This is a genomic window from Chryseobacterium sp. HNCC26DJ240, assembly GCF_057180485.1.
The window spans coordinates 256,905-282,201 of sequence record NZ_JBXUGK010000003.1 but is presented as its reverse complement, the minus strand read 5'-3'; the positions used below and the strand labels follow the sequence as shown (position 1 = coordinate 282,201).

The following is a 25,297-nucleotide window of genomic DNA, read 5'->3' as shown; positions in this document are numbered from 1 at the left end:
TGTTTCACGTGAAACATATTTGTTTTACCTTCCTAAATAGACCATCAAAACGTTGATATCTGCAGGTGAAACACCACTTATTCTTCCAGCCTGAGCCAAAGTTTTAGGTCTTACTTTATTCATTTTTTGCTTTGCCTCAGCAGATAGACTTGATATTTTAATATAATCGAAATCTTCAGGAATCTTTACATTTTCTAATCTGTTTAGTTTAGCAACGTTTTCTTTTTCTTTCTCGATATAGCCTTTATACTTAATATTTACTTCAGCTTGCTCCCTCACTTCATCGTTGAATTGGGATGTAAATTCTTTGATTGATTCAATTTCATCCAATTTATCTAAAGTAATATTAGGTCTTGTTAAAAACTGGGAAGCTCTGTAAGCCTGATCAACAGGATTGCTTTCCATGCTTTCTAAGATAGGATTAATGATTCCCGGCTTTAAAGAAGTTTCTCTCAGAAATGCTTCAAGTTCCTGACTTTTAGAAATCTTTTCTTCCACTTTTCTCAGTCTGTCTTCCTTTGCTAATCCTAATTCAAATGCCTTTTCTGTCAATCTGATATCTGCATTATCCTGTCTTAAAAGCAATCTGTATTCAGCTCTTGAAGTAAACATTCTGTAAGGTTCTTCAGTACCTTTTGTAATTAAATCATCGATTAAAACGCCTATATAAGCCTTATCTCTGTTTAAGATGAATTCTTCCTTGTCATGAACCTTATTATGTGCATTAATACCCGCCATTAAACCTTGTCCGCCCGCTTCTTCGTAACCTGTAGTTCCGTTAATTTGTCCGGCGAAATATAAATTATCAACCAATTTGGTCTCTAAAGTATGTTTTAATTGGGTAGGAGGGAAGTAGTCATATTCAATAGCATACCCTGGTCTAAATACTTTTACGTTTTCAAAACCTGGAATTTGTTTCATGGCTTTGATTTGTACATCTTCGGGAAGAGAAGAACTGAATCCATTTACATAGATTTCTACAGTCTTCCAGCCTTCGGGTTCTACGAAAAGCTGATGTCTTGTACGCTCAGCAAAACGGTTAATTTTATCTTCAATTGAAGGGCAATATCTTGGTCCTAAACTTTGAATAGTACCATTGAACATTGGGCTTCTGTCAAAACCTTCACGTAAAATATCGTGTACCGTTTCATTAGTATAAACAATGTGACAACTTAATTGTTTTGTTAATTTCGGACTGTCTAAATAGCTGAATTTTTGAGGATTTTCGTCTCCTTTCTGTTCTTCCATTTTAGAATAGTCAAGGCTTCTTCCGTCTACTCTTGGTGGAGTTCCAGTTTTCATTCTTCCTGATTCAAAACCGAAAGAAACCAGCTGTTCTGTGATTCCAAAAGCTCTAGGTTCACCCATTCTTCCTCCACCTAATTGTTTGTCTCCAACATGTATTAATCCATTTAAGAACGTTCCGTTTGTAAGAACAACAGATTTAGATCTGATTTCAATTCCTAAAGAAGTTATTACACCTACAGCTTTATTATTTTCAATAATTAAACTTTTAACCATATCTTGAAAGAAATCAAGATTAGGGGTGTTTTCCAGTGCGTAACGCCATTCTTCAGCGAAAAGCATTCTGTCATTCTGTGTTCTTGGAGACCACATTGCAGGACCTTTTGAAAGGTTAAGCATCTTAAATTGTATCGCAGATTTATCTGCAATAATACCCGAATAACCGCCCATCGCATCAATTTCTCGTACGATTTGTCCTTTTGCGATTCCTCCCATCGCAGGGTTGCAACTCATCTGTCCGATGGTCTGCATGTTCATTGTAACTAGCAATGTCTTTGAACCTAAGTTAGCTGCAGCCGCTGCAGCTTCACAACCTGCGTGACCTGCACCTACTACAATTACATCATATATTTCTGAAATCATTTCTTTATTGCTTGTTTTAAGCTTTAAATTTTAATCTTTTCTGTAAATGTTTCACGTGAAACATTGTTTCGTTTTATAGGTTGAAATAGCCTATTTATCGTTATTTAGCCCCGATCGCAGCATTTGTTTGAGCTCATTTTTTGAAAAAAAATAAAGAGTGTGTAGCGCGGGATTAAGCTCCTAAAAAATAATTAAGACTTAATGATATTTTGCTAAATAAAAATCTTCTTTGCTTCGCATCAGCTTTTCTTCATCTTCTGTCTTGTCTTTGTAACCCGAAAGGTGGAGAATGCCGTGAGCTAAAACTCGCCGAAGTTCTTCTTCAAAGTTTTTGGATAGGGTAGAAGCGTTGTCTGAAATGCGCTGCAAAGATACGAAAATCTCTCCGCTTATAGTTTTACCTTTTACATAATCGAAAGTAATGATGTCTGTATAGTAATCATGTTGCAAATAGTCTTGATTTACTTTCAAGAGATATTCGTCATCACAAAAGATGTAATTGATTTCACCCATTTTTTTTTCTTCAGAAAGAATAATTTCTTCCAACCAAATTGTATAATTTGGATTTACGGTTTCTGGTAGATTTTCGTAAAAGAATTGTATCATAATTTTAAAACCAGTGTCCTAAAATAACACTGAATATGCCTTTTTGATTATTTTTAAGAGAATGACCGAAGTTGAACCTTATCTGTCCAAATGGAGACTTGTAACCAATGCTTGCTCCCAAAGAACTGTAATTTAGCTTTACAGCATCTTCAAATGTAATATCGTCTGATAGGTTGGCGAAAGAAAAGTTTCCGCTTAAGAAAAAGTTTTTCTTAAAATTAAATTGAAGATCGTTTGAAATTAATGCAACGTTATTACTGTTAAGCTGTGCAAAATAAAAACCATTGAAAGTTTTAAAATTGACAACATTTTGCTCAAATATTCCTCCCAATCTATACTGATAGAACTGTGGAAGATTGTCTCCTATAGTAATTCCTCCATAAAGATTCAGGTGATAACTGAATTTTTTAGACAAAGGAATATTGATTCTGATGTCTGCTTTTACCTGAACAACTCGTTTTTCAACTTCCGATTTGAGTAAATCTATTACTTTACCTTCAGCATTCAGATAAAATCCTTTGGTAGGAAAATCGCGGTCGTTTTGCGTATCACTTTTCAAAAATACGTAAGGATTAAGAAAACGGTTGTATCTTTTGTTTGTGCCGTTCATTTCGGCTTCAAAATAATCATGGCTGATTCCTGCACCAATGGCGAATTTATCCTTCCAGACAGATTGAATATACGCTTCATTTCTCAGCCATTCCCATTTGTCAATATTGATATTGTCATTTCCTTTAATATCGAAACTCATTCCTGAAGAATAGATTCCAAATCCTGGAATGTAACCGTTATCGATAAAATAGTTTAAATAATATCTTGGTTTATCTCCTACGATTACGTCGAGAGAAAGATTTGAATTTTTAAATAAAAGTCTTTTAGCTGAATAATTAAGTAAAAGTCCAGTCTTAAAAATTTCGTCATAATGAAGTCCGACTTTTAGAAAATGTCTTGCATCATCTTCGGTCACATATAATTTAAGGTAATTGAAATTGTTTTCTGTTACAACATCGTAATTGATAAAACGGTAGTTGTTGGTCGCAACTAATTTATCTAAGCCACGATTGATACTTCCATAGGTTTGCATCGATGGAAGACGGAGCCCCATTTTCCCGAGAACGTAGTTTTTCCCGTAGATTCTGCCGCCATCGATGGAAATGCTGTCAATCTTATAGACATTGGAATAAATTGGATTTACGGCCTGTCTGAGACGGTCAAATTCTCTCTTTGGAAGTTGATCTAATATAGCTGCATATTTCTGACCTTCCACGTAACCACTGTCAAGAATTTTCTTCTTGTCATCGTAGCTTGTAGCCGTCATTCCCGTAAGATTCGGTTTGATGTTGATGTCGGTATGTCTGTACTGTCTTCGGGTATCTTTCTGAATACCGAAGTCGATAACTTGGTTTAAAATAGAAATAATATTGTTTAAATCTTCCCTTTTTGAAAGATCCTGATTTAAATCTACTCCGATTACAATGTCAATGCCTTTATCTTTTAGAGGTTTTGAAGGATAATTTACGGTCATCGCTCCATCAATGTAAATACTGTCGCCAATTTTTACGGGATCCATTAATGATGGAAAGGCTGAACTTGCCATAATCGACTGTACTAAATCTCCTTTCTCAAAAATCTGCATATTTCCACTCTCAAGATTTGTGGCAACACACATGAATGGAATTGGAAGTTTAGAAAAATCATTAACGTTCGATACATTTTTGAAAAGTTCTTTTAAAAGATAGACATTCTTTTGTCCTGAACTGATAGAAGAGGGAAGGGTTATTTTTCCGTTTTTTAATGGAATTGAAAATAGATATTTGTCGACAGATTTATTAAAAAAGGTGGTTTCTTTTCTGGATTTAGGATCGCGGATTAACGAATAAAAATCCGTATCCATCACAATTTTTTCAATTTCCTTACCGGAATAGCCTGAAGCGTACAAACCTCCCACAATCGCACCCATGCTCGTTCCGGAGATGTAATCTACTTTGACACCCAAAGAATCCAGAACTTTAAGAACTCCGACGTGAGAGAACCCTTTTGCACCGCCGCCTGCAAGAGAAAGTCCTATCCTAGGATTCTTAGGAATTTTCAGATTTTCCTTTACCTGAGAATGAATCAAAAGTATCTGAAATGCGAACAAAAGAAGCAGCAGTTTTCTCATATTTAATCTTTTACATAAATCCTTTTTACGCGTGGTGAAATGGATGTTAATACTTCGTACGTGATGGTTTTGCAGTATTCTGCGAATTCTTTGAGGCTTGGTTTTGCATTGAAAACAGTAACCTTATCGCCTTCTTTTACGTTTGGAATATGGTCGACGTTAATCATCATCATGTCCATACAAATACTGCCGACAATTGGAGCTAGAGTTTTGTTGATGCCAACATTTCCGAGCTGATTTCCGATTAATCTTGGAATTCCGTCTGCGTAGCCAACAGGAATTGTGGCTATTTTTGTGGTTTTGTCAGCTATAAATCTTCTGCTGTAACCTACTGATTCTCCGGTTTCTATTAATGAAATTTGCGAAATTACCGTTTTGAAACTAACAACGGACTGAAGCTGTTTCTGTATTTCACTATTTTGTGATTCACCCAGCATTCCGATGCCGATTCGTACCATGTCATACTGATGATTGGTATAATTGGTAATTCCCGATGAATTTAAAATATGCCGCATAGGCGCATAGCCCAGTTTTTCTATCAAATAAGCTGAGTTTTTTTCAAATGTATCTAACTGATTTAACGTAAAATCTTTCTCAGTTGGTATATCTGAAGACGAAAGATGGCTGAAAATACTTTGAACTCTTACATTCATTTTACCTGAAATCTCACCCAGCTCATCCAGTTCATTCCCTTTGAACCCGAGTCTGTGCATTCCTGTTTCGAGTTTAAGATGAATTGGATACTCTTTGTCATAACCTGACTTCCTGACTGCTTCATAAAACAATTCCAGAACCCGAAAACTGTAAATTTCAGGCTCCAAATTGTATTGAATTACAGCATCATAGCTGTGCTGTTCAGGATTCATCACCACAATTGGCACTGTGATTCCTTTTTTTCGGAGCTCGACACCTTCATCTACGAAAGCTACGCCGAGATAATCGATGTGATGGTGTTGGAGGAATTCTGAAATTTCATAACTTCCTAATCCATAAGCGTTTGCCTTGACCATCGCCATCATTCTGGTTTCTGGTTTTAAAAGAGATTTATGGTAATTGATGTTGTGTAAAAGGGCATTTAAATTGATTTCAAGAACAGTATCGTGTTTCCTGAGTTCCAAAAGATCTTTTATTTTTTCAATCTCAAATTTTCTCGCTCCTTTTAGTAAAATAATCTGATTTTCTATTTCTGTAAGATGTTTACTTTCAATTAATTCCTGAGTATTAATAAAAGTAAAGGTTTTAGATTTAAATAAATCACTAAAACTTGATATTTCATCACCGATCAGGAAAACAGAATCAAATTTTTGTTCATTGACTAAGTCTGAAACTTCCTCGTAAAGCTCTTTGGAATTTGAATTAACGCCAACGATGTCCGTTAAAACCAACGATTTTTTTGATTTTTTATATTCATTAAGAAACTGAAGGGCGGTTTTAAGTGAATCCAAATCCAGATTAAATGAATCGTTGATAACTATATTGCTTTTTTGACCTTCAATCGCTTCCAGACGCATTTCGACAGCCTTTAAAGAATTGATTTTTTCGATAATTTTCTGATTTTCGATTCCCAGTTGCTTTAAGACGGTTATCAGCGCCAAAGCGTTTGTTAAAGTCGCTTCGTCCCGCTGATGAACTGGAAACGAAATTTCTTCGCCGAAATAGTGTACAACAACATTTTCATCTCTGGAAATATTATTTTTAAAATAAACTTGATTGCTGTTTTTAAATCCGTAGGAGATTAATTTTTTACTTGAATATAAGTTGTTTATTTTATTTAAAACCAATTCATTATCTCCGTTAAAAATAATGACCTCAGAATTTTTAAACAGTTTGATTTTTTCATCAATCAGTTCTTCTTCGGAAGCGAAATTAGCAAGATGCGCAGTTCCAATATGCGTCAATAAACCGATTTGTGGATGGAAGATCTGCTCCAGCTTATCCATCTCTTGAGGTTTGGATATTCCGACTTCAAAAATTCCTAATTCGTGAGAATCGTTGATTTGAAGCAAAGAAAGTGGCAAACCAATCTGGGAATTGAAACTTTTCGGACTTTTTACGGTCGGAAATTCATTCCAAAGGCATTGATACAACCATTCTTTTAAAATTGTTTTGCCGTTGCTTCCCGTAATTCCGATCGATTTTAAATGAGAATTCTGGAAATGGTATTGAGCTAATTTCTGTAGAAACTTTACTGAGTCTTCAACAATAATCCAATTGATATTGTCAAACTTAGGATACTGATGCTCGGAAATAATCACGTTAATTCCTCTGTCAATTACAGATTCAATAAACTTTTCTCCCGAATTTTTATTGGTATTGATGGCTATGAACGCAGTATTTTTAACAGAATAAATAATTCTGCTGTCAAAAGCTATATTTTTTATAATTAAATCCTGATCCCCAATAACTTTTGCATTGGTAATATCTGCGATTTGTTTGACGGTGTAATTCATTGGTGCCCTTTCTGCTTATTTTTTGGTGTTGTTGTTCAATCGCAAAGGCGCAATTTTTAATTTATATAAGTTATTCACTTATAAACATTTAGTCAAGACCTATGAGACAAAAGATTTCAAAAAAATTTAGATTTAAAAATTAATTTCAAATAAATTAAATTTGCCTTAACCTCACTTCCTGTTCAAAACTTCCTCCACAAAAACCCTTCTGCTCACAGCATCATAAGCTTCTGTTTCACCAAGCTCTACAAGGTCTTTTCCTGAAGATGTTCTCATGGAATAGTTGGCTAAATTTCCTGTTCGCCGGCAGATGGCGTGAACTTTTGTCACATATTCCGCCGTTGCCATCAAATTAGGCATTGGTCCGAAAGGTCTTCCCAGAAAATCCATATCCAAACCGGCAATCACTACACGGATTCCGCTATTTGCCAGCTGATTGGCTACTTCCACAATGCTTTCGTCAAAAAACTGAGCTTCATCAATTCCCACCACGTCGCAATTTGAACCCAACAAAATTATTTCGTCAGGATTCTGTACTGCTGTGCTTCGGATTTTATTTTTGTTGTGCGAAACAACATCTTCATCAGAATATCTTGTATCGGTCTTTGGTTTAAAAATTTCCACATTCTGCCCCGCCATTTCTGCTCTTCTCAGTCTTCGGATCAACTCTTCGGTTTTTCCGGAAAACATTGAGCCACAAATAACTTCCATCCAACCGCTCTGTTTGGAATGATTAATTGTATTTTCTAAAAACATTTGTTAAATTAGCCGTAATATTTTAACATCAAAAGTAAGCAATTTTAATAAGAATCTACGATGCAGAACATTCAAGATTTAAAGGATAAGATTTTTTTTGAGTCCAAAAATATCATCGGTATTTTGGATAAAACAAACAATGTTGACGAATTGATTTCGAAGCAGAATCTCTTGGATGATTTGGCTGAAAAAATTGCTTTATTGAAGTTGTTGAATAAAAATCTGGAACAGTACAGGCAGGAAAATACAGCGTTTTCTGATAATAAACCAAGCGATTTCCTAATGCCGGATCCGGTAACTGAGGAAGAAGCGATTTTTAATAATGAGCTCAACGAAATTGGAAACGAAGCCTACATTGAGCCGGAAACTCAATCCGGAGTTGAGGAAGAAGAAGCTATTTTCAACAATCAGTTGAATGAAATTATCGAAAGTGATTTCCATGAAAACATCGTCAATGCTGCCGAAGAAAATGAGCCTGAAGCAGATGTGAATTTTGTTTCTGATGAAATTTCAGATCATTTACAATTGGAAGAAGAGGCTGTTTTCAACAATCAACTCAATGAAATTGATGAAGAAGAGCCCGAAAGTACAGACCGTGTCTTAAGTTTTGTAGATGAAGAAAGGATTCTGGAAAATTCTGAACCGGATAACGACGACGATATCAGCGAGGAAATTTTCGACGAAGAAGTAACGGAGGAAGAAGAGGTTTTCAATGATCAGTTAAACGAAATAAATGCAGAAGAAAGCGGAATTTCTGAAGCTCCCAAAACGGAAACACATACCATCCACGATATTTTTGCCACAGAACAGAATGAAGATGATATTTTGATTGAAGAGACTGAAAATGAATATGTTTCAAGCTTCACTCCAGCACAGGATGAAATGATTTCTGAAAGTTCAAATGTGGAATCTATTTTAAGTGAAATTAAAAGAGACAGTAACGTTTCTGAAGAAGTAACTGAAGTTAAAAGTGAAGATTCTGACCGCAGAAAAATTGTTGAAATCAATAAAGCGCAATCTGAAAATCTAAGTGAAAATCCACGTTCTGACGAGAGTTTTGAGAATATCGAAGCGTATCGTCAGGAAAAGAAAATAAAACTGGCCAACATCAGAGGCTTGAAAAATATCCAGACTTTGTTTGATGATGATCCTCTGGAAAGAGAAATTCCGGAGCAGAAAACTGAGCAGGCTGCAGTAAAACCTGTCGTTAAAGAAGATACCGGAAGTCTGCTGAAAAACAATATGCCGACAGATTTTATGGAAGCTGAAAAGCAGAGACCGGAATTTAAACTGGATCTGAATGACCGACTTGCCTTTACAAAAGTACTTTTCGCAGGAAGCCAGACAGATTTGAATAATGCGGTTTCTGAACTGAACAGATGCAGAAATATTGATGAAGCTAAGGAATATCTCAGCGAGCTGTATTACGACAAAAACTGGGAAAAGGTAGATGAGTATGCCCAAAGACTTTGGGTATTGGTAGAAAATAAATTCATATAATTTTGAGCGGAATACTGTATTTTGTTCCCACACCCGTCGGGAATCTTGAAGACATGACTTTCAGAGCGATCAATACGCTGAAAGAGGTGGACTATATCTTATGTGAAGACACCCGAACGTCGGGAATTTTGCTAAAACATTACGAAATTTCAAAACCTTTAAAATCATATCATCTTCACAACGAGCATCAGGCTACTGAAAAAGTGATTTCAGACTTAAAAAACGGTCAGAATATTGCGATCATAACTGATGCAGGAACTCCAGGGATTTCAGATCCTGGATATCTTTTGGCAAAAGCGGGATCAGATCACGACATTGAAATGATTTGCCTTCCTGGTGCCACGGCTTTAATTCCGGCTTTGGTGGTTTCAGGTTTACCGAATAACGAGTTTCTTTTCGCAGGTTTTCTTCCACAGAAAAAAGGAAGACAAACCAAGCTGAAGCAGCTGGCAGAAGAGAAAAAAACGATTGTTCTGTACGAAAGTCCGCATAAAATTAATACTACTTTAGAGCAGATCAAAGAATTTTTTGGGGAAGAAACGAAAGCAAGTTTGAGTAGAGAGATTTCGAAAAAATTTGAGGAAACCAAAAGAGGAACAATCAATGAATTAATTGAATTCTCTAAAAGTAAAACTTTAAAAGGAGAGATTGTACTGATTGTGAATAATGCTGTGAAATAGAAGAAATTTAAAACCTATATTTAACACACCCAACAAATAATAATATCTTTGCAAACCGGATAATTTATACCCATCGAATTATTAAGGTTCAAAAAAATTAATCATATATGAAACTATTAGAAGGAAAAGTAGCACTTATCACCGGAGCTACAAGAGGAATCGGGAAGGGAATTGCTGAAATTTTTGCTCAACAGGGAGCGAAAGTAGCTTTCACTTATGCCGGATCTGTAGAAAAAGCGAAAGAATTGGAAACTGCTTTAAGTTCTGTTACTCAAATTAAAGGTTATCAGTCTGATGCGTCAGATTATGATGCTGCACAAAAACTGGTAGATGATGTGATGGCTGAGTTTGGTAAAATCGATATTTTAGTAAACAACGCCGGAATTACAAAAGATAATCTTTTGATGAGAATGTCTAAAGACGACTGGGACACGATTATCAAAGTAAATTTAGATTCTGTATTCAACCTTACGAAAGCGGTTATTAAGCCAATGATGAAGGCAAAATCAGGCTCTATCATCAATATGACTTCTGTAGTTGGAGTAAAAGGTAACGCCGGACAGGCAAATTACGCTGCTTCAAAGGCTGGAGTGATTGGTTTCACAAAATCTATCGCTTTGGAATTAGGCTCAAGAAATATCCGTTGCAACGCGATTGCTCCAGGATTTATCGAAACTGAAATGACGGCAGCTCTTGACGAAAAAACCGTTCAGGGTTGGAGAGACGGAATTCCTTTGAAAAGAGGCGGACAGCCGGAAGATGTAGCCAATGCGTGCGTTTTCTTCGGTAGCGAAATGTCTTCCTATATTTCCGGTCAGGTTCTGAACGTTGACGGAGGAATGTTGACATAGAAAAAACTAAAACTATATACCATGAAAAACAAAACTGCAGGTTTGATCAGCATCGCTTTTCTCATTTGGAGTGGCTCTGTGGCCGTAAGAAATCTGGAAAAGCCGGAGAGTTTAATTTTTTTAACAGCGATTTTAGGATGCTTGTTTTTCAGCCTGTTATTAATTCTGAATTACACGAAGACTCAAAACAAATAACAACAAAATCCCGAAATTTTTCGGGATTTTTGCTTTTAAAATTGTGAAAATTGATTCGTGATTTTACATTTTTCAATCATTAAAAATCTGATTTTCCTGCTCCTGAACTCTTATAAAAGTTGTTCTTTTAGACAATTCTTTCAACGTCGAAGCACCCACATAAGTACAGGTTGACCTCACACCGCCTAATATATCTTTTACCGTTTCTGAAACCGAACCTTTATAAGAAACTTTTACCGTTTTACCTTCGGAAGCTCTGTATTCGGCGACACCTCCGGCGTGTTTATCCATTGCGGTTTTAGAGCTCATACCGTAGAAAAGTTTATATTTTTTTCCGTTTTCTTCCACCATTTCGCCGCCACTTTCGTCGTGTCCCGCAAACATTCCTCCAAGCATTACAAAATCTGCTCCGCCGCCGAACGCTTTGGCAACATCGCCAGGAACTTTGCAGCCGCCGTCTGCGATGATATGGCCTTTTAAACCATGCGCTGCGTCAGAACATTCAATAATTGCTGAAAGTTGGGGATAGCCGACACCCGTTTTCACTCTTGTCGTACACACCGAGCCAGGACCGATTCCTACTTTGATGATGTCTGCACCTACCAAAAGCAGTTCTTCAACCATTTCGCCGGTTACGACGTTTCCTGCAATGATGACTTTATCAGGGAAATCCTGTCTTGCCTTTTTGACAAACTGAACGAAGTGTTCTGAATAACCATTCGCCACATCAATGCACAGAAATTCAATTTGAGGATGCTTATCAAGAATGAGTTTAATTTTTTCCTCATCCGCTTTTCCGGTTCCGGTACTTAGGGCAATGTACTGATGAATGCTTGTGTCTTGATTTTCAAGGAATTCTGACCACTCTTCAACAGTGTAATGTTTGTGTACAGCCGTGATAATTTTATCTTTTGCCAGCTCCACAGCCATTTCAAAAGTTCCCACCGTATCCATATTCGCAGCGATAATTGGGGTTCCTTTCCATTTTTTCTGGGTGTGAAGGAAGGTAAATTCTCTTTCAAGATTGACTTCAGAACGGGATTTTAAAGTGGAACGTTTCGGTCTGAACATAACGTCCTTAAAACCGAGTTTTATATCGTTTTCTATTCGCATTTTGGTGAAATTTATTTTATTTAAATATTAAAATTAATAATTTACCTTAAATATACTACTTTTGAAATCATGGATTTCCCTGTTACTTTTCAGATTTTTGGCAAAACAATTCTTGCACATCCCGTGCTTGAAACGCTGGGAATTTTCCTTGGAATGCGCTTTTATTTTTATTTAAAAAGAAAATCTCCCGAAAAACTATCTTTCAATACATCAGCTGCGGTTCTGATTGGTGCAACGGCAGGTGCTTTGATTGGTTCAAAACTGATCGGAAATCTTGAAAATCCGGCTGTTTTCTTTAATGATTTTAACTTCAAAAGATTCTGGACCAATAACACCATCGTCGGTGGTTTAGCTTTTGGACTGATTGGTGTTGAACTCGCAAAAAAGATGGTCAGGCATAAAGAAAGTACAGGAGATTTGATAGTTTATCCTTTAATTTTAGCGATGATCATCGGCAGAATCGGCTGTTTTCTGACGGGCGTTCATGAAGAAACGTATGGCTTACCCACAACATCAATCTTCGGAATGCATCTCGGTGATGAATATCTAAGGCATCCCGTTGCGTTGTATGAAATTGCTTTTTTACTCTTCATGTGGTTCGAATTAAATATGATTCAGAGAAAAAACAAATATGTTTCGGGATTTCTGTTTAAACTTTTCATGCTGAGCTACTTTTCGTTCAGATTCCTTTTAGATTTTATTAAACCTAAAGTTGATATTATCGGAAATCTGGGAACAATTCAACTGGTCTGTATTTCAATGATTATTTATTATATTTATGTATTAAAAACAGAGAGAAATTTAATAAAACCTAAAAACACAATTACATTATGAAAATGCTGACACTTTTGGAAGTTGGTGGTTTAGAGGGGTTGGTCGCAATGATCATTCTGATAATTCTTGTGGTGGCTTTCGTTGTATCATTGATCGTGGCCGTTTTCGCAAAACTTATTTATGAAAGTAAAGAAGGACGAAAATTTTCTAAAAGTAAATTTTGGACAACCGTTCTTATTTCAATGTTGATTTGTGGATTGATAAGCGGAGTTGTCTGCGGAGGAATGTAAAAAATTGAAATGGGAATCATTTTTGGAATTTTGATGCTTCTTTTAATGGGAGGAGCTATAGTTTTTTTTATATCTTTTGTCATTGCAAAAATCACAGAAGGTATTTTTCATTGGAGAAAGCAGGAATTTTCTTCAAAACAGTTTTGGCAGACGATTGCAATAGCAGCCCTTCTTATTCTGATTATAAGCGGGATGGTCTGCGGTGGAGCACTTTAAATTAAAAATTATGCCGGTTAGAAATTATACTTATTACGATTACACAATAAGCCTTTGTCCCGAATGTCTGAAAAGGGTAGGTGCAAAGATCATCATTGAAGATGAAGCGGTTTTTATGACCAAAAGATGTCCGGATCACGGCTTTTTTAAGACGATGATTGCTTCGGATGTTGAGTATTACAAAAATATCAGAAATTACAATAAGGCCTCGGAAATGCCCGTTCATTTCGGAACCGATGTGGAATATGGCTGTCCGTACGATTGTGGATTGTGTGTAGATCATGAGCAGCACAGCTGTCTGTCGATTGTTGAGGTTACCGACCGTTGTAATCTGACGTGTCCGACCTGTTATGCGATGTCTTCGCCGCACTACGGAAGCCACAGAAGTCTGGAGCAAATCGAAGCTATGTTTGACACGATTGTGAGAAACGAGGGCGAACCCGATGTGGTGCAAATCAGTGGAGGTGAGCCCACAATTCATCCGGAATTTTTTAAAATAATGGATATCGCCAAGACGAAGCCAATCAAACATTTGATGCTGAATACCAACGGAATCCGTATTGCGAATGATCCCGGTTTTGCTGAGAAACTGGCGACTTACGCTCCGGAATTTGAGATTTATCTTCAGTTTGATTCTTTTAAACCTGAAGTTTTAGAAGATTTCAGAGGAAAAGATCTGACGGATATCCGCATGAAAGCTTTGGCAAAATTAAATGAGTTAAATCTTTCCACGACACTTGTAATTGTTCTGCAAAAAGACAAAAACATCGATGAAATCGGTAAGCTGATTGATTTTGCACTAAAACAGAAGTGCGTCCGAGGAATTACCTTTCAGCCCGTTGAAGTGGCAGGAAGGAACAGGGAAGATTCTGCACATGAAAAAATTACGTTAACAGAAGTCCGTCAGGAAATATTAAATCAATTTCCGCTGTTAAATGGCGATGATATTATTCCTGTTCCGTGTAATCCGGATGCTTTGGCGATGGGGTATATTTTAAAGCTGGAAGGTGAAACGATTCCTTTAACAAGATACATTAATCCTGCTGATCTGCTGAATAATGAAACCAAAAACACGATTGTTTATGAACAGGATGAAGGTTTAAAGATGCAGCTTTTAGACATTTTCAGTACCGGAATTTCTGTAGATCAAGTGCAACCTAAAGTAAATCAATTATTGTGCTGTCTCCCGGAAGTTTCCGCTCCGAATTTAGATTACGATAATCTTTTCAGAATTATCATTATGAATTTTATGGATGCTCATGATTTTGATGTTCGTGCCATCAAAAAATCCTGTGTCCACATAGTGAATAAAGATTTAAAAATGATTCCGTTTGAAACGATGAATCTGTTTTACCGTGATGATAAAATTAAATATTTGGAGGAATTGAGAAAGGAGGATAGGGTTTTGTTTTAAAATAGTGTCTCACAGATTTCACAGATTTGCACAGATGATTGAGAATAAAAACCAGTTATAAAATTATTGCCACGAATGCACGAATTTATACTAAAACTGTATAATTAATTCGTGAATTCGTGGCAAAATGATTATTGGAAGATGTAATTAATCAAACTTCATCACCTCGTTCAGCGTATTCATATATTCGTATGCCGTCATATCAAATTTCACAGGGACAATTGATATAAATCCTTTTGCCAAGGCAGTTTCGTCAGCATCTTCAGATTCATCCATATTATTGAAATAACCTGTTAACCAGTAATATTTTTTACCGTGCGGATTGATTCTTTCGTCAAAACTTTCTTCCCATTTTGCGTTGGCCTGTTTGCAGATTTTTACCCCTTTAATTTCTTCTTTCGATAGTTTAGGGATGTTCACATTCAAGACCACACCTTTAGGCATTGGGTTTTCCAGTGTTTTTCTTACAATATTCTGAATGTATTCTTTAGCCTGCGTAAAATCTGCTTCCCAACTGAAATCCAGAAGTGAAAATCCAATCGATGGAAGTCCTTCCACACCGCCTTCCACAGCTGCAGACATCGTTCCGGAATAGATGACGTTAATTGAAGAATTGGCACCGTGATTAATCCCTGAAACCACCAAATCCGGTCTTCTCGGAAGAATTTTATCTAAAGCCATCTTCACACAGTCAACGGGAGTTCCGCTGCACGAATAATCTTTCTGAGGACCTTCAAGCTGTACTTCTTCGAAACTTAAAGTCGAGTTAATGGTGATGGCGTGACCTTTTCCACTTTGGGGAGAATTGGGAGCTACCACGATTACTTCTCCGATTTCGTTCATAAATTCTACAAGATTTCTGATACCCGGAGCCGTAATTCCATCATCATTGGTTACCAGAATAAGTGGTTTTTCCATAAAAAATTTAGTTTTAACAAAAGTAATGAATTGGAAATTGATTTTTGAAAGGGTGGGGTGAAGGTTTTGTTAAAATTATTGAGATACTTTTTAGTTATTGAGGGTATAATCGTCAGCAGTTAAATATTAAAAAAATGTCTAATCTAATAATTTGATTATCTTTTTTTTCTACAAACAAACCAATCTATCATTAATCAATGAACTCACTTTTTTTTATTGTTAATCTTTATCATTACATTTAATACAACTGGAAATGTAAATGTAACGATCCAAATAATTGTATTTATCGGTAAAAATTTTAGGATATGATTTAGGTAAAAGAATACAAAACAATATATGATGCAAAAAATAGAAAAGAGTCTTTTTACTTGACTTTCAGAATACCGACCGTAATGATCTCTGATGTTTTCGTGAAACAAAATATTGTCTTGATCTTCTTTCGATGGTATTAGCAGCAATAATAAAAAAAAGTTTTGAACTAAGTAAATACTACTCATCCCAAAAAGAAAATGTTGAATAGCAATCTTAAATGAATCAGAAAAACCATTCTGATCATCAAAACTAATATAATCCATCTCTATAAAATTATCTACACCTATTACAAATACTATAATTGTACTCCAAATACTTAATATTAAACGGTTTAATTTAGAAAGTTTTAGTAAAAACAATCCATTAATGACAGAAAATAATGATACTAATAAAGTAACTATTGTGATTATTGATGAGTACCAGGTTTCAAAATTTAGCAATTGCTTACTTAATAACCAATATATAATAGAAAGCGAAAGCAGTAAGGTTACCCCTTCGGTTAGTCTAGGGATTATTATTTTTTTATGGGAAGCAACTAAAATTATTAAATAGAAAAAACATATAACATATGGTAATCGTTTAATTCTTTCTTCAAAATGATAAACACCATTTCCTTGAGTAGGAAGGAAAACAACTAAACTAATAAAATAAGCACATAATAAAACATAAAAGATTGATTTGCTTTCTTTTGAAATTCTAAAACTTTCAAATAAAATTCCACAAAAGATAATAGCCAAGTAAGTAGGTATAATTTCTATCTTTTGAGTATATGCAATAATAGAGATGATGATTGTAGCAATTAAACATATAATTCCTACTATTTTGATCCCGATATTTAAAAGTTTTTTCAAAATTATTTATTTACCGTATAATTTCCAGTTTATCGCTCCCCTTTGGCTTATGCAGGTAAAAAGTATATGCGATAGGAAAATTGCTTTTTTCTGCTTTTGCCACTAATGGAGAATAGCCATAAGAACGTGGATCTCTGCTTACCAAAGTTACAACTCTGCCATTTCCGTAAAATTTTAATTCTGCGGTTTTTTCATTGATTGGAAATAAAAATCTTTGTTTGGGAATGGGTTTGCTGTTTAAATCTTCCATAGCCAGTCTAATAAAGTCTTTACTGCGCCATGTGTCTGCGGATGCTTCTTCGAAAATCGAATGACCAAGTAAATTTATGTAACCATCTTTATTCTGATTTTCGATAATCTGTTGAAAATTATTATAAAACTCAAAGACTTCTTTCTTTAATGCTTCGTTATTTGCTAATGTTTGACTTTCGCTCCAACCTTTTATTTCCCATGTTAATTCATCTTTTGTTGCCTCGAAAGGAATTTTAAACTCTGCAAAAGGAACATCTTTTTCTATCTTTGGTGTTTGATAATTGAATACTTCTGTTTCTTGACCTTCTTTTTGACCTTCTTTTGACCAGTTCCAGGCGGAACTTCCTGATTTTGCTTTTGTGAGTTTAAGTTTAATAAAAGAAGAAGAGTCTAAGCTTTCCTTAAACTTAGTATCTTCAATCTTCTTTGGATACATTCGTATTGTAATTTCCTGTTTTCCGGGCTTTAACATATATTGATTTATTTTAGCTCCGGTTGACCGTTCCCCTAATCCATAAAATGTGATAAGAGGAACATCATTAATTAAAATTTCATAAGAACAATTGTTATGGTCATATTTCAAATAAAAACTGTGACCAAACTCTTTTTGTATAATATCTTTTTCCATTTGATTGATGTCTAATTTTTGGTTGTTTTTGTCTTGTGCACATGATTGTAAAGTGACTTCAAACAAACTTGCTAATAATAAAATTTTAAAAATTGATTTATTTCTCATGATTTTTATTGTATTATATACTTCTTTTCTGATGCAATATAAGCCTTTCCCACCGTCCAAGGTTCAGGTTCATAACTGTCTTCCCATTCGAAAATTTTCATTCCAAAAAATAAAAATTCTGCTTTACCTTCGGCTTTAAGATAAAAGGTAAAACCTTCAAAATCTAAATCGGATTCATAAAACATTCCATCAGTATCAGATGCCAAATGCGCACCCGGTGTTATTTTAGTTTTTACCCCAATTTTAAACTCACCTGAAGCATTGAATTCTGTGATAATCTGATATTTATTTAATTCAATATTTATTGAACCTTCCAATACAGCACTTACCTCACCCGTGAGACTCGCCATTTTTTCTTTTTTGGCTGAATAATGGTTGCTAAATGAATTTCCTGATAATGTATTGTAACGAATATTTCCTTCAAAATTTAATGTTCCGGTTATAGCTAATGAAACTTTTATACTGTTTTTTTCTCCAGCTAGATAAATTCCCACTTGTATAACTTTTACAATAATATAGGCTATAGGATGTTTTTTAGCAAGCATCTCCAAGAAACTGATTGTTGTTTCTATGCCGACAATTGGGTTTGCTTTTAATTGTAAATTATATTCTAAAGCTTTTTTGCCTGTAAATTCAGGTTTATCTTTATGATAAGCATCACCATAATACCATGACAAAGCCAATCCTATTGAAGGATAAACCAATTCTGTTTCGACAGTCTTAGCTGTCATGATATCGTAAATACCGCCAACCACTTCTTTGGTATCTCTTTTACCGGCCATTTTTTTTAGTTCTGCATCCAGCAACTTTTTCTTTTCCCTATCTTCATCATTTGATTCTCCTTCTGTAATAGCACTGATGATTTTTGAAATGTCAGTAATTTTTTTATAAAAATCATAGATGGGCTTGTAGAACCCCTCAATTACGTCTCTGCTTTTTATATTTGCAGATTCATCCGTCCATTCAGCGGTAAGGCTTACTTCTACTCTTTTAAGAATTTCGATGAGTCTTTTAATACCACCTTTTCGTTGTACAGGTTCCAAAGTAGTAGTTCGACGTAACGAAACTTCAGCCGATGTTGTATTCCTGCGTGATGTAGTTGTTCCGCCAGATGTATTTACTTGCGAAGTTTGTGTAGTCTCAATTAAAAATGCATTAATCTCATAATCATGAACTTCTTCAAATTGATCCCAATCTTCTTTTTTGAAATTAAATTTAAACAGTTGGGTCCACTTTATATCTGGCAATACATTTATTTTTACAATTTGATTAGGATATCTGCATGTTGAGACCGGTAAATAATAAAGCTGCTTTTGCTCTTTATAATTGAGGAAGAAGTAGTTAAAAAGCCAGGCTTCCTCAAATAGATTACCAATAACGTTTGGATTTATTTCTTTATTAAATGTTGTCAGATGTTTAATGTAATGATAGCCTATATTAAGTTTTAATTCATCTTCTCCAATAAATTCATAGTCATCATTTTCTTTCCAATTTAAAACAGAATGCACTTCACGAATTTTTGAATTGTCGGTGTTTTTTATAACGTCATAATCTGTGTCATCACTCTTATCTTGTTCTTTCTGATAGTCTCCGTTAACAAATCTCAAGGCAGAATAAACCATGCTTTCTATTTGGAAGACATTTTTTTTATCTTCGTGTTTCTGCCCATCTTTTAGTAACAAACCATTACACAAGACTTTCTTATTGCTCAGTCCACCAACTTTTACCGAAATCGATTTTTTATTTTCCCCTGAAATAATATCAAAAATCTTCTGTGTTTGATCTATACTCGATTTATCTTCGTCAAAAATTGTAAGAGGAAGTCTTCGCTTATTTTCATAGGCAGCCGAAATTTTTTTCTTATTATTTGCCGCCTCGTGTTTTGTAACTTTTTTTCGGATAGTTTTTCATCCTGCTTAGCTATTTTCTCTTCCAGTTCTTTTTTGTCAGTATCACCGAATTCTTCTTGAATGGTTATACTTTTGTATCCACAAGGATCATATTCCTTTGTACTGAATGGTATATCACCAATATACTGTATCTGATTATTCTTTATAACTTCTATTTGTTTAAAGATCATTTGCATTGTATCCCATCTCACTTCAATATGAGGCTGCACATTAAGATCTACCCATATTTCCTCGTTTTTATCAAAGTATCGCCATACAGAAAAATCTTTTACAGTATTATAGGTTGGAGGATTCAATTGATTTTTCAGTGTTTCATTATAATCCAATGAGGTATTGTTAATTAGTGAGAAGGAAGTATCTGACTGTACCACAAAAACTTTTATAAAAAATTTCTGCGATTGATGTTCTTTTGGATGTGTACCTTCAATATCCCTCCAAGTCGGATTGATATACACCTTAAAATTTTTATAAATATTGTAAGTACCTTCAGAAGATTCAAGTTTTATCTCAAAAACATCTACCGTGATTTCTTCATTATTTTCGTTAATAAAGAAAACAGTGCCCATCATTTTATATTGAATGCTATTGTTTTTTCTGAAGTCAGGTAACAAATGAGTACTCATATCTATTTTGGCGAACATTCCGTACAAATGTAATTTAGAATCAGATCCTGAGGGAAGATCTGCTTCATTTGAAGTTGGTGGATTTACTAACAAATATCTTATACAAGGTTCTTTTAAGAATATTAATCTTACATTTTGATTGTAATACATATCTTCAGGATAGATTGTATAAGGCATTAGCAGATAAGTATTTCCTGCAGTAATATTCTCAATATCTGAGCCTTTGACCGTTATCTTAGAGCCAGAAAAGTCTTTTATGATATGTGATTTGATTTTACTGAAAAATGCAGAATCTCCTTGTGATTTCTTTCCATTTTCCTTATTATATTCTTCAATGAGTTTTATCCACACAATCTCATCTATAATGATCCATTTAATTTTTTTTAATGTTTCAACTGGGTTTACAGTGTCAGGAAATAAACATTGCTCATCAACATAAACAGTTATTTCAGAATGTAGATTTTTAAACTCAACATAGTTTCCCTTGCGGTCTGCAATAAAATATTCTTTTGATTTCTCAATTTTAGAAGTATGAATACCTTTAGATCCCATCACAACTCAGATTTATTTTCTAATTTCTTCTCATAATTCGCCATATCCACCAAAGGATTCACATGCGACAGCAACTCACTGTCAGCATTCTCAAAATTCCTTTTGGTAGGCTCTCCAATCTGTCCTGTTTTAATGATTTTTATGCAGTCTTTACCGCCAATGGGGCAGGTTGCCTTGCTGTCTTCCAATAGTATGTAGCCATCGGGAGGGGAGTATTTTTCTTTTTCATGATAGCCGCTCCATTCTGTGACAATGGCATGGCAGGGGTTATAGCCTCCTGGTGTGGGTTGCATTTTGCAGGGACCGAAAGTATTTTTCTCAAAAGTTGGCCCGATATCTTTATGTGTCGCAGCCAGTTTTTGTTTTCCTTCGTAATCGTTGAGGTAGTATTTGCTCTGCGTAAGAACTTTTAGTGTGTCGGGACTTGTGCCGAAGTTGCACATACAGATCGCCCCCTGTACTACTTTTTCTTTCAGTGACATTGTGTTTATTATTTTGTAATTGTGGTATATAAATATAATAATTATTTCAATACAAAATGACAATTACCAATTATTTTCCAGGTTTTCAAAATTGTCAAAGCCCCATTTATTGGGTGGAAGTTTCACCAAACCGCCGGTAATAAAAGGACTCTCCGCACTTAATGTTTTGTTTTGATACCCATCAGAATCAATCTGATACATCGTAAATATAATTTTTTTGGAAATCAGTTTCGAGTCATCCGGATTTTTAGAATAGACATGGATTGTAGCGCGAGTATGCATCGGAAAATGATGGTAAAGATCTGAATCAAACTTTACCCGCAGAGATATATAAAGTGTAAAATCATCTGCACTGTTTTTGGGATAGAAATACTTAGGAGCTTTTATTTCATTACTTTCAAACCGGATCACAAAAGAATGATAATCCGTCGGAATCTTTTCAATCGTCTGAACTCCATGAAACCTTACAGGAGCCTGATATGGAATGACAGATAAGAGTAATTCTGTTTCAACCTGTCTGTAATCACCATAATTGATCAGTCTCGGATGGAAAAATAAATTCCAGAACCAATCGTATTGCAAACTTCTTTCAATCATCGATTTTGAATTGATTTTCAGGTCGGCTACAGCAAAAAATTCATCGAGTGCTTTGCTTTGATATTTTTCAGATAACAATTCTTTATTCTGCTTCCAGCGATTAATTATATCATCATGATTAAAAATTTCATGGGTAGAATTTCCTCTTTCGTTAATCGTGGTTTCAACTGGATAGACTGATTTTGTAATGCTATCGGAAATAATTTCGTTAATGAGATCGGGGCTTTGCTGGTTGTAGAAAATATTTTTTTATCAAAACGAATAAAACCAGTGCCATCGATAATTTGTAAATCAGCAACCACTTCATAGTCGATGCGTTTGTATGGTTTTGCTTCATTTCCGGAAAAGTATTTTACAGAAACGCCGTATTTTCGGGGCTTCAAGCCTTCAGAATTGATCTTTATGCTGTTGAGTCGGTGCTGCAACTCTTTTTTGGACAGAGTAATTTCTTTCATTTATGTCATTTGTGTTTACACAAAAATAGAAATTATCCCAATAAACTGAAATATTTTAACAGTAAAATTTGTTGAGATTTGCTATTAAAAAATACTTAAAACTGCTTGATATTTCTAAATAAGGTATTACTTTTGATAGTTTGTAACAGCTTCATGGTTTTACACACTTATTAGCAAACAATTTTTAGAAAATAATATTATACCTTAAAGATTTATGTGGAAAAATTTTAAACTGAATAAATTTTTACTCCTCATTCCATTAACAAGCTTGATGTTTTGTTTCAATTCACCGAAAAATGATGACGAAAAGATGCAGACGATAATGGTGAGTGTAAAAAACACACTTTCTTATCTTCATTACAGCCCGAAACCCATCAACGATGCCTATTCAAAAGATGTTTACAAACATTATTTTGAAATGGTAGATCCCGGAAAAAGATATTTCCTGCAGTCTGATATGACAGAATTTGCAAAGCACGAAACCAAACTTGATGACTATCTCAATCAGGGAGATTTGCAGTTTTATAAACTTACAATCGACAGATTGTACCAAAGAGTAGACGAAATCGATAAAATTACCCAGGATATTTTCAGCAAACCTATTAATCTTGAAGAAGATGAAACTTTGGTTTTAGAATCGAAAGATAAAGTGGTTCCTGCCAACAAAACCGAGCAGTACAACGAATGGAGAAAGTACATCAAATACAACATTCTTCAGGAAGTTGAATCTATGAACAGCAAGTATGATGCACAAAAAGAAAAGAAAGATTCTGTACAGAAATACAAACTGAAAGATACCATCAAGCTTGAAATTCTTACGCCTCAGCAAAAAATACAAAAAGCAACTGATGAGGTGAAAGATTTGGTTAAAGAAACCTTCACAAGATTCAAAAAGAGAAAGAAAATGGATTGGTTTTCTGTGTACATGAATTCTTACACAGAAGTTTTTGATCCGCATACAAACTACTATTCGCCAAAAGATAAAGAAGATTTTGATACTCAGTTTACCGGAAAAGTAATCGGTATCGGAGCTATTATCCAGGAGAAAAAAGGAAATTTATATTTAGGTGCACTTACAATTGGAGCTCCGGCTTGGAAGTCTAAGCAACTTTCAGAAGGCGACAAAATTCTAAAAGTTAGATCTAAGCCGAAGGAAGACCACGTAAATGTTGTAGGAATGCTTTCTGACGAAGCTGTACGTCTAATCAGAGGAGAAAAAGGTACGCCGGTAACTTTAACGGTTCAGAAAAAAGACGGTACAGTAAGAGAAGTGACCATGATTCGTGAAGAAGTGGCTATTGAAGATACTTTTGCGAAAAGCATCATCGTCAATTCTCCGAACGGAAAAAAATATGGTTTCATCAATTTGCCAAGCTTTAATGCTGATTTTGAAGATGCAAAAGGAAGAAACGCTTCTGACGACATCAAAAATGAAATCATCAAGTTAAAAGCTCAGAATATCGAAGGAATTGTTCTTGACCTTAGAAATAACGGCGGTGGTTCATTAACGGAAGTAGGAGACATCATGGGATTATTTATGAATGCGGGTCCTTACGTTCAGGTAAAAGATTCCAACGGGAAAATCCAAACACTGAAAAACAAGCAGGAGACTCCAATCTGGACTGGCCCGTTGGTAATTATGCAAAACGAACTTTCAGCGTCGGCATCTGAGATTTTAGCAGGTGTAATGCAGGATTACGGCAGAGCTGTGGTAGTTGGTTCTCCACAATCTTTTGGAAAAGGAACAGTACAGACTTTTGTTGATCTAAACAGATTCTTAAATACAGAAGATGATTTCGGATCATTAAAACTAACGATTCAGAAGTTTTACAGAATTACGGGAGAATCTAACCAGAGAAAAGGAATCGTTTCTGATATCAAGATGAATGATTTCTTCAGCTACGCAGAAATAGGAGAGCGATATGATGATTTCTCTTTGGCTTGGGACAAAATTCCGCCAACAAAGTATGAAAAACTGAATATTTTTGATGTGAAAGCATTAGAAGCTGCGAGCAACGCAAGAATGGCTAAAAATACCAATTATCAGCTGTTAATGGAGTCTGCACAGTGGAGAGAGCAGTTGGATAAAGAGAAAACCATTACTTTGAATATGACAAAATTCAACGATTTGATGAAACAGAGAAAAGCTCAGATCGAAAAGTTCAAAGTTCTAACTAAATTTGATAACGGATTGAAATTCAATATGTATCCAGCCGAAATCGAAAGAGAGAAAAAGGATGAAGCCTTCAAAAAGAAGTCTGAAATCTGGGTAAAGAATCTCCGAAAAGATACTTACCTTCAGGAAGCGATGAACATCATTGCAGATATGAGTAAGAAAATATAAAACTTAGAAAGCCAGCTAAAATTAGCTGGCTTTTTTTATTTAAGATATAGAAGGCTTTTCTCTTTTAAATTTGGTGTCAGGATTTTTAACAACATCTTTTATAAATTGCTTATCGTGAGCTCCAAATTTTAAAAAATTGTCTCTACCTTCTCTTAGAGTCATCACATTTGGATTACTTATCACATCTAGTTCAGTTTCGCCGTCATCTTCCCAAAAACAAACAGTACAAATCTCTGCAACTCCTTTTTGTTCTAAAGAAAAATATCCGCAACAAATGCATTGAACATTTAAATCATTATTATTTTCATCCATAAACTTAAAATTAACAAAAAAACCACTACAAAAATGCAGTGGCTTTACAATATTTAAAAT

General features: G+C 35.0%; 24 protein-coding genes. 9 read left to right on the top strand and 15 right to left on the bottom strand.

Features of this window, described 5'->3' with window-relative positions; all coding sequences use genetic code 11:
- Positions 1 to 24 precede the first annotated feature (24 nt).
- The 5 genes from mnmG to AC2A1G_RS07425 all read right to left on the bottom strand — a co-directional run bounded on the left by mnmG (position 25) and on the right by AC2A1G_RS07425 (position 7,860).
- Entirely contained in the window at positions 25 to 1,887 is a 1,863-nt protein-coding gene (gene mnmG / locus AC2A1G_RS07445; protein WP_484046289.1) for a tRNA uridine-5-carboxymethylaminomethyl(34) synthesis enzyme MnmG, read from the bottom strand.
- 198 nt (positions 1,888 to 2,085) lie between these two features.
- Positions 2,086 to 2,493 carry an rRNA maturation RNase YbeY gene (ybeY, locus tag AC2A1G_RS07440; protein WP_484046288.1) on the bottom strand — a complete coding sequence of 136 codons (408 nt, stop codon included), beginning with the start codon at positions 2,491 to 2,493 and terminating at the stop codon, positions 2,086 to 2,088.
- 4 nt (positions 2,494 to 2,497) lie between these two features.
- A complete protein-coding gene (locus tag AC2A1G_RS07435) occupies positions 2,498 to 4,654 on the bottom strand; it encodes a patatin-like phospholipase family protein (protein WP_484046287.1) in 2,157 nt (718 codons plus the stop codon).
- Positions 4,655 to 4,656: 2 nt separating this feature from the next.
- On the bottom strand, positions 4,657 to 7,104 hold the full coding sequence (locus AC2A1G_RS07430; protein ID WP_484046286.1) for a bifunctional UDP-N-acetylmuramoyl-tripeptide:D-alanyl-D-alanine ligase/alanine racemase: 2,448 nt from the start codon (positions 7,102 to 7,104) through the stop codon (positions 4,657 to 4,659).
- A gap of 171 nt (positions 7,105 to 7,275) precedes the next feature.
- Positions 7,276 to 7,860 (bottom strand): thymidine kinase, encoded by a 585-nt coding sequence (locus tag AC2A1G_RS07425; RefSeq protein ID WP_262150167.1) that lies wholly within the window; start codon positions 7,858 to 7,860, stop codon positions 7,276 to 7,278.
- A gap of 60 nt (positions 7,861 to 7,920) precedes the next feature.
- Here AC2A1G_RS07425 and AC2A1G_RS07420 point away from each other — a divergent pair, with 60 nt between their 5' ends.
- From AC2A1G_RS07420 to AC2A1G_RS07405, 4 genes are all read left to right on the top strand, one after another.
- On the top strand, positions 7,921 to 9,360 hold the full coding sequence (locus AC2A1G_RS07420; RefSeq protein WP_484046285.1) for a hypothetical protein: 1,440 nt from the start codon (positions 7,921 to 7,923) through the stop codon (positions 9,358 to 9,360).
- A 2-nt stretch (positions 9,361 to 9,362) separates the two neighbouring features.
- Positions 9,363 to 10,040, top strand: coding sequence for a 16S rRNA (cytidine(1402)-2'-O)-methyltransferase (rsmI, locus tag AC2A1G_RS07415; protein WP_484046284.1), 678 nt, complete (start codon positions 9,363 to 9,365; stop codon positions 10,038 to 10,040).
- 107 nt (positions 10,041 to 10,147) lie between these two features.
- Positions 10,148 to 10,891, top strand: a complete 744-nt coding sequence (gene fabG / locus AC2A1G_RS07410) for a 3-oxoacyl-[acyl-carrier-protein] reductase (RefSeq protein ID WP_056027660.1) — start codon at positions 10,148 to 10,150, stop codon at positions 10,889 to 10,891.
- A gap of 21 nt (positions 10,892 to 10,912) precedes the next feature.
- The gene (locus AC2A1G_RS07405; RefSeq protein ID WP_484046283.1) at positions 10,913 to 11,086 is read left to right on the top strand and encodes a hypothetical protein; all 174 of its coding nucleotides are present in this window, start codon (positions 10,913 to 10,915) and stop codon (positions 11,084 to 11,086) included.
- A 72-nt stretch (positions 11,087 to 11,158) separates the two neighbouring features.
- Here the strand turns inward: AC2A1G_RS07405 and AC2A1G_RS07400 are convergent, their stop codons facing one another.
- Positions 11,159 to 12,199 (bottom strand): GMP reductase, encoded by a 1,041-nt coding sequence (locus AC2A1G_RS07400; protein WP_484046282.1) that lies wholly within the window; start codon positions 12,197 to 12,199, stop codon positions 11,159 to 11,161.
- Between the two features lie 69 nt (positions 12,200 to 12,268).
- Between AC2A1G_RS07400 and AC2A1G_RS07395 the strand changes: the two genes are divergently transcribed.
- From AC2A1G_RS07395 to AC2A1G_RS07380, 4 genes are read left to right on the top strand one after another with little or no spacing between them, the layout of a single operon-like run.
- Positions 12,269 to 13,033, top strand: a complete 765-nt coding sequence (locus tag AC2A1G_RS07395) for a prolipoprotein diacylglyceryl transferase (protein WP_484046281.1) — start codon at positions 12,269 to 12,271, stop codon at positions 13,031 to 13,033.
- Positions 13,030 to 13,263 carry a hypothetical protein gene (locus AC2A1G_RS07390; protein ID WP_484046280.1) on the top strand — a complete coding sequence of 78 codons (234 nt, stop codon included), beginning with the start codon at positions 13,030 to 13,032 and terminating at the stop codon, positions 13,261 to 13,263. Before AC2A1G_RS07395 ends, AC2A1G_RS07390 begins: the two co-directional genes overlap by 4 nt.
- 9 nt (positions 13,264 to 13,272) lie before the next feature.
- Positions 13,273 to 13,479, top strand: a complete 207-nt coding sequence (locus AC2A1G_RS07385; protein WP_484046279.1) for a hypothetical protein — start codon at positions 13,273 to 13,275, stop codon at positions 13,477 to 13,479.
- A 10-nt stretch (positions 13,480 to 13,489) separates the two neighbouring features.
- Entirely contained in the window at positions 13,490 to 14,893 is a 1,404-nt protein-coding gene (locus tag AC2A1G_RS07380) for a radical SAM protein (RefSeq protein ID WP_056027646.1), read from the top strand.
- Between the two features lie 147 nt (positions 14,894 to 15,040).
- Here the strand turns inward: AC2A1G_RS07380 and surE are convergent, their stop codons facing one another.
- The 8 genes from surE to AC2A1G_RS07340 all read right to left on the bottom strand — a co-directional run bounded on the left by surE (position 15,041) and on the right by AC2A1G_RS07340 (position 22,581).
- Positions 15,041 to 15,811 carry a 5'/3'-nucleotidase SurE gene (gene surE / locus AC2A1G_RS07375; protein WP_484046278.1) on the bottom strand — a complete coding sequence of 257 codons (771 nt, stop codon included), beginning with the start codon at positions 15,809 to 15,811 and terminating at the stop codon, positions 15,041 to 15,043.
- 203 nt (positions 15,812 to 16,014) lie between these two features.
- Positions 16,015 to 16,974, bottom strand: a complete 960-nt coding sequence (locus AC2A1G_RS07370; RefSeq protein WP_484046277.1) for a hypothetical protein — start codon at positions 16,972 to 16,974, stop codon at positions 16,015 to 16,017.
- 10 nt (positions 16,975 to 16,984) lie between these two features.
- The gene (locus AC2A1G_RS07365; RefSeq protein WP_484046276.1) at positions 16,985 to 17,962 is read right to left on the bottom strand and encodes a hypothetical protein; all 978 of its coding nucleotides are present in this window, start codon (positions 17,960 to 17,962) and stop codon (positions 16,985 to 16,987) included.
- 5 nt (positions 17,963 to 17,967) lie between these two features.
- Positions 17,968 to 19,644: a hypothetical protein gene (locus AC2A1G_RS07360; RefSeq protein WP_484046275.1), complete on the bottom strand. Its 1,677-nt coding sequence runs from the start codon at positions 19,642 to 19,644 to the stop codon at positions 17,968 to 17,970.
- Between the two features lie 101 nt (positions 19,645 to 19,745).
- Entirely contained in the window at positions 19,746 to 21,047 is a 1,302-nt protein-coding gene (locus tag AC2A1G_RS07355) for a hypothetical protein (protein WP_484046274.1), read from the bottom strand.
- The gene (locus tag AC2A1G_RS07350) at positions 21,047 to 21,529 is read right to left on the bottom strand and encodes a DUF4280 domain-containing protein (RefSeq protein ID WP_484046273.1); all 483 of its coding nucleotides are present in this window, start codon (positions 21,527 to 21,529) and stop codon (positions 21,047 to 21,049) included. Before AC2A1G_RS07350 ends, AC2A1G_RS07355 begins: the two co-directional genes overlap by 1 nt.
- Positions 21,530 to 21,592: 63 nt before the next feature.
- Positions 21,593 to 22,204 carry a hypothetical protein gene (locus tag AC2A1G_RS07345; protein ID WP_484046272.1) on the bottom strand — a complete coding sequence of 204 codons (612 nt, stop codon included), beginning with the start codon at positions 22,202 to 22,204 and terminating at the stop codon, positions 21,593 to 21,595.
- 26 nt (positions 22,205 to 22,230) lie between these two features.
- Positions 22,231 to 22,581 carry a hypothetical protein gene (locus AC2A1G_RS07340; protein ID WP_484046271.1) on the bottom strand — a complete coding sequence of 117 codons (351 nt, stop codon included), beginning with the start codon at positions 22,579 to 22,581 and terminating at the stop codon, positions 22,231 to 22,233.
- 214 nt (positions 22,582 to 22,795) lie between these two features.
- On the opposite strand from AC2A1G_RS07340, the gene AC2A1G_RS07335 reads away from it, so the two are divergent.
- Positions 22,796 to 24,925: a carboxy terminal-processing peptidase gene (locus tag AC2A1G_RS07335; protein WP_484046270.1), complete on the top strand. Its 2,130-nt coding sequence runs from the start codon at positions 22,796 to 22,798 to the stop codon at positions 24,923 to 24,925.
- A 39-nt stretch (positions 24,926 to 24,964) separates the two neighbouring features.
- Here AC2A1G_RS07335 and AC2A1G_RS07330 read toward each other — a convergent pair whose 3' ends face one another.
- Complete coding sequence (locus tag AC2A1G_RS07330) at positions 24,965 to 25,237, bottom strand: CPCC family cysteine-rich protein (protein ID WP_484046269.1); 273 nt, start codon at positions 25,235 to 25,237, stop codon at positions 24,965 to 24,967.
- Positions 25,238 to 25,297 lie beyond the last annotated feature (60 nt).

What these genes read in the sequence shown, in the direction of transcription:
- AC2A1G_RS07405 (WP_484046283.1), top strand. Translation starts at nt 10,913, where the DNA reads ATGAAAAACAAAACTGCAGGTTTGATCAGCATCGCTTTTCTCATTTGG.
- AC2A1G_RS07430 (WP_484046286.1), bottom strand. Translation starts at nt 7,104, where the DNA reads ATGAATTACACCGTCAAACAAATCGCAGATATTACCAATGCAAAAGTT.
- AC2A1G_RS07390 (WP_484046280.1), top strand. Translation starts at nt 13,030, where the DNA reads ATGAAAATGCTGACACTTTTGGAAGTTGGTGGTTTAGAGGGGTTGGTC.
- ybeY (WP_484046288.1), bottom strand. Translation starts at nt 2,493, where the DNA reads ATGATACAATTCTTTTACGAAAATCTACCAGAAACCGTAAATCCAAAT.
- AC2A1G_RS07425 (WP_262150167.1), bottom strand. Translation starts at nt 7,860, where the DNA reads ATGTTTTTAGAAAATACAATTAATCATTCCAAACAGAGCGGTTGGATG.
- AC2A1G_RS07340 (WP_484046271.1), bottom strand. Translation starts at nt 22,581, where the DNA reads ATGAAAGAAATTACTCTGTCCAAAAAAGAGTTGCAGCACCGACTCAAC.
- AC2A1G_RS07420 (WP_484046285.1), top strand. Translation starts at nt 7,921, where the DNA reads ATGCAGAACATTCAAGATTTAAAGGATAAGATTTTTTTTGAGTCCAAA.
- AC2A1G_RS07385 (WP_484046279.1), top strand. Translation starts at nt 13,273, where the DNA reads ATGGGAATCATTTTTGGAATTTTGATGCTTCTTTTAATGGGAGGAGCT.
- AC2A1G_RS07355 (WP_484046274.1), bottom strand. Translation starts at nt 21,047, where the DNA reads ATGGGATCTAAAGGTATTCATACTTCTAAAATTGAGAAATCAAAAGAA.
- AC2A1G_RS07395 (WP_484046281.1), top strand. Translation starts at nt 12,269, where the DNA reads ATGGATTTCCCTGTTACTTTTCAGATTTTTGGCAAAACAATTCTTGCA.
- AC2A1G_RS07380 (WP_056027646.1), top strand. Translation starts at nt 13,490, where the DNA reads ATGCCGGTTAGAAATTATACTTATTACGATTACACAATAAGCCTTTGT.
- mnmG (WP_484046289.1), bottom strand. Translation starts at nt 1,887, where the DNA reads ATGATTTCAGAAATATATGATGTAATTGTAGTAGGTGCAGGTCACGCA.
- AC2A1G_RS07435 (WP_484046287.1), bottom strand. Translation starts at nt 4,654, where the DNA reads ATGAGAAAACTGCTGCTTCTTTTGTTCGCATTTCAGATACTTTTGATT.
- fabG (WP_056027660.1), top strand. Translation starts at nt 10,148, where the DNA reads ATGAAACTATTAGAAGGAAAAGTAGCACTTATCACCGGAGCTACAAGA.
- AC2A1G_RS07400 (WP_484046282.1), bottom strand. Translation starts at nt 12,199, where the DNA reads ATGCGAATAGAAAACGATATAAAACTCGGTTTTAAGGACGTTATGTTC.
- AC2A1G_RS07350 (WP_484046273.1), bottom strand. Translation starts at nt 21,529, where the DNA reads ATGTCACTGAAAGAAAAAGTAGTACAGGGGGCGATCTGTATGTGCAAC.
- AC2A1G_RS07365 (WP_484046276.1), bottom strand. Translation starts at nt 17,962, where the DNA reads ATGAGAAATAAATCAATTTTTAAAATTTTATTATTAGCAAGTTTGTTT.
- AC2A1G_RS07330 (WP_484046269.1), bottom strand. Translation starts at nt 25,237, where the DNA reads ATGGATGAAAATAATAATGATTTAAATGTTCAATGCATTTGTTGCGGA.
- AC2A1G_RS07335 (WP_484046270.1), top strand. Translation starts at nt 22,796, where the DNA reads ATGTGGAAAAATTTTAAACTGAATAAATTTTTACTCCTCATTCCATTA.
- surE (WP_484046278.1), bottom strand. Translation starts at nt 15,811, where the DNA reads ATGGAAAAACCACTTATTCTGGTAACCAATGATGATGGAATTACGGCT.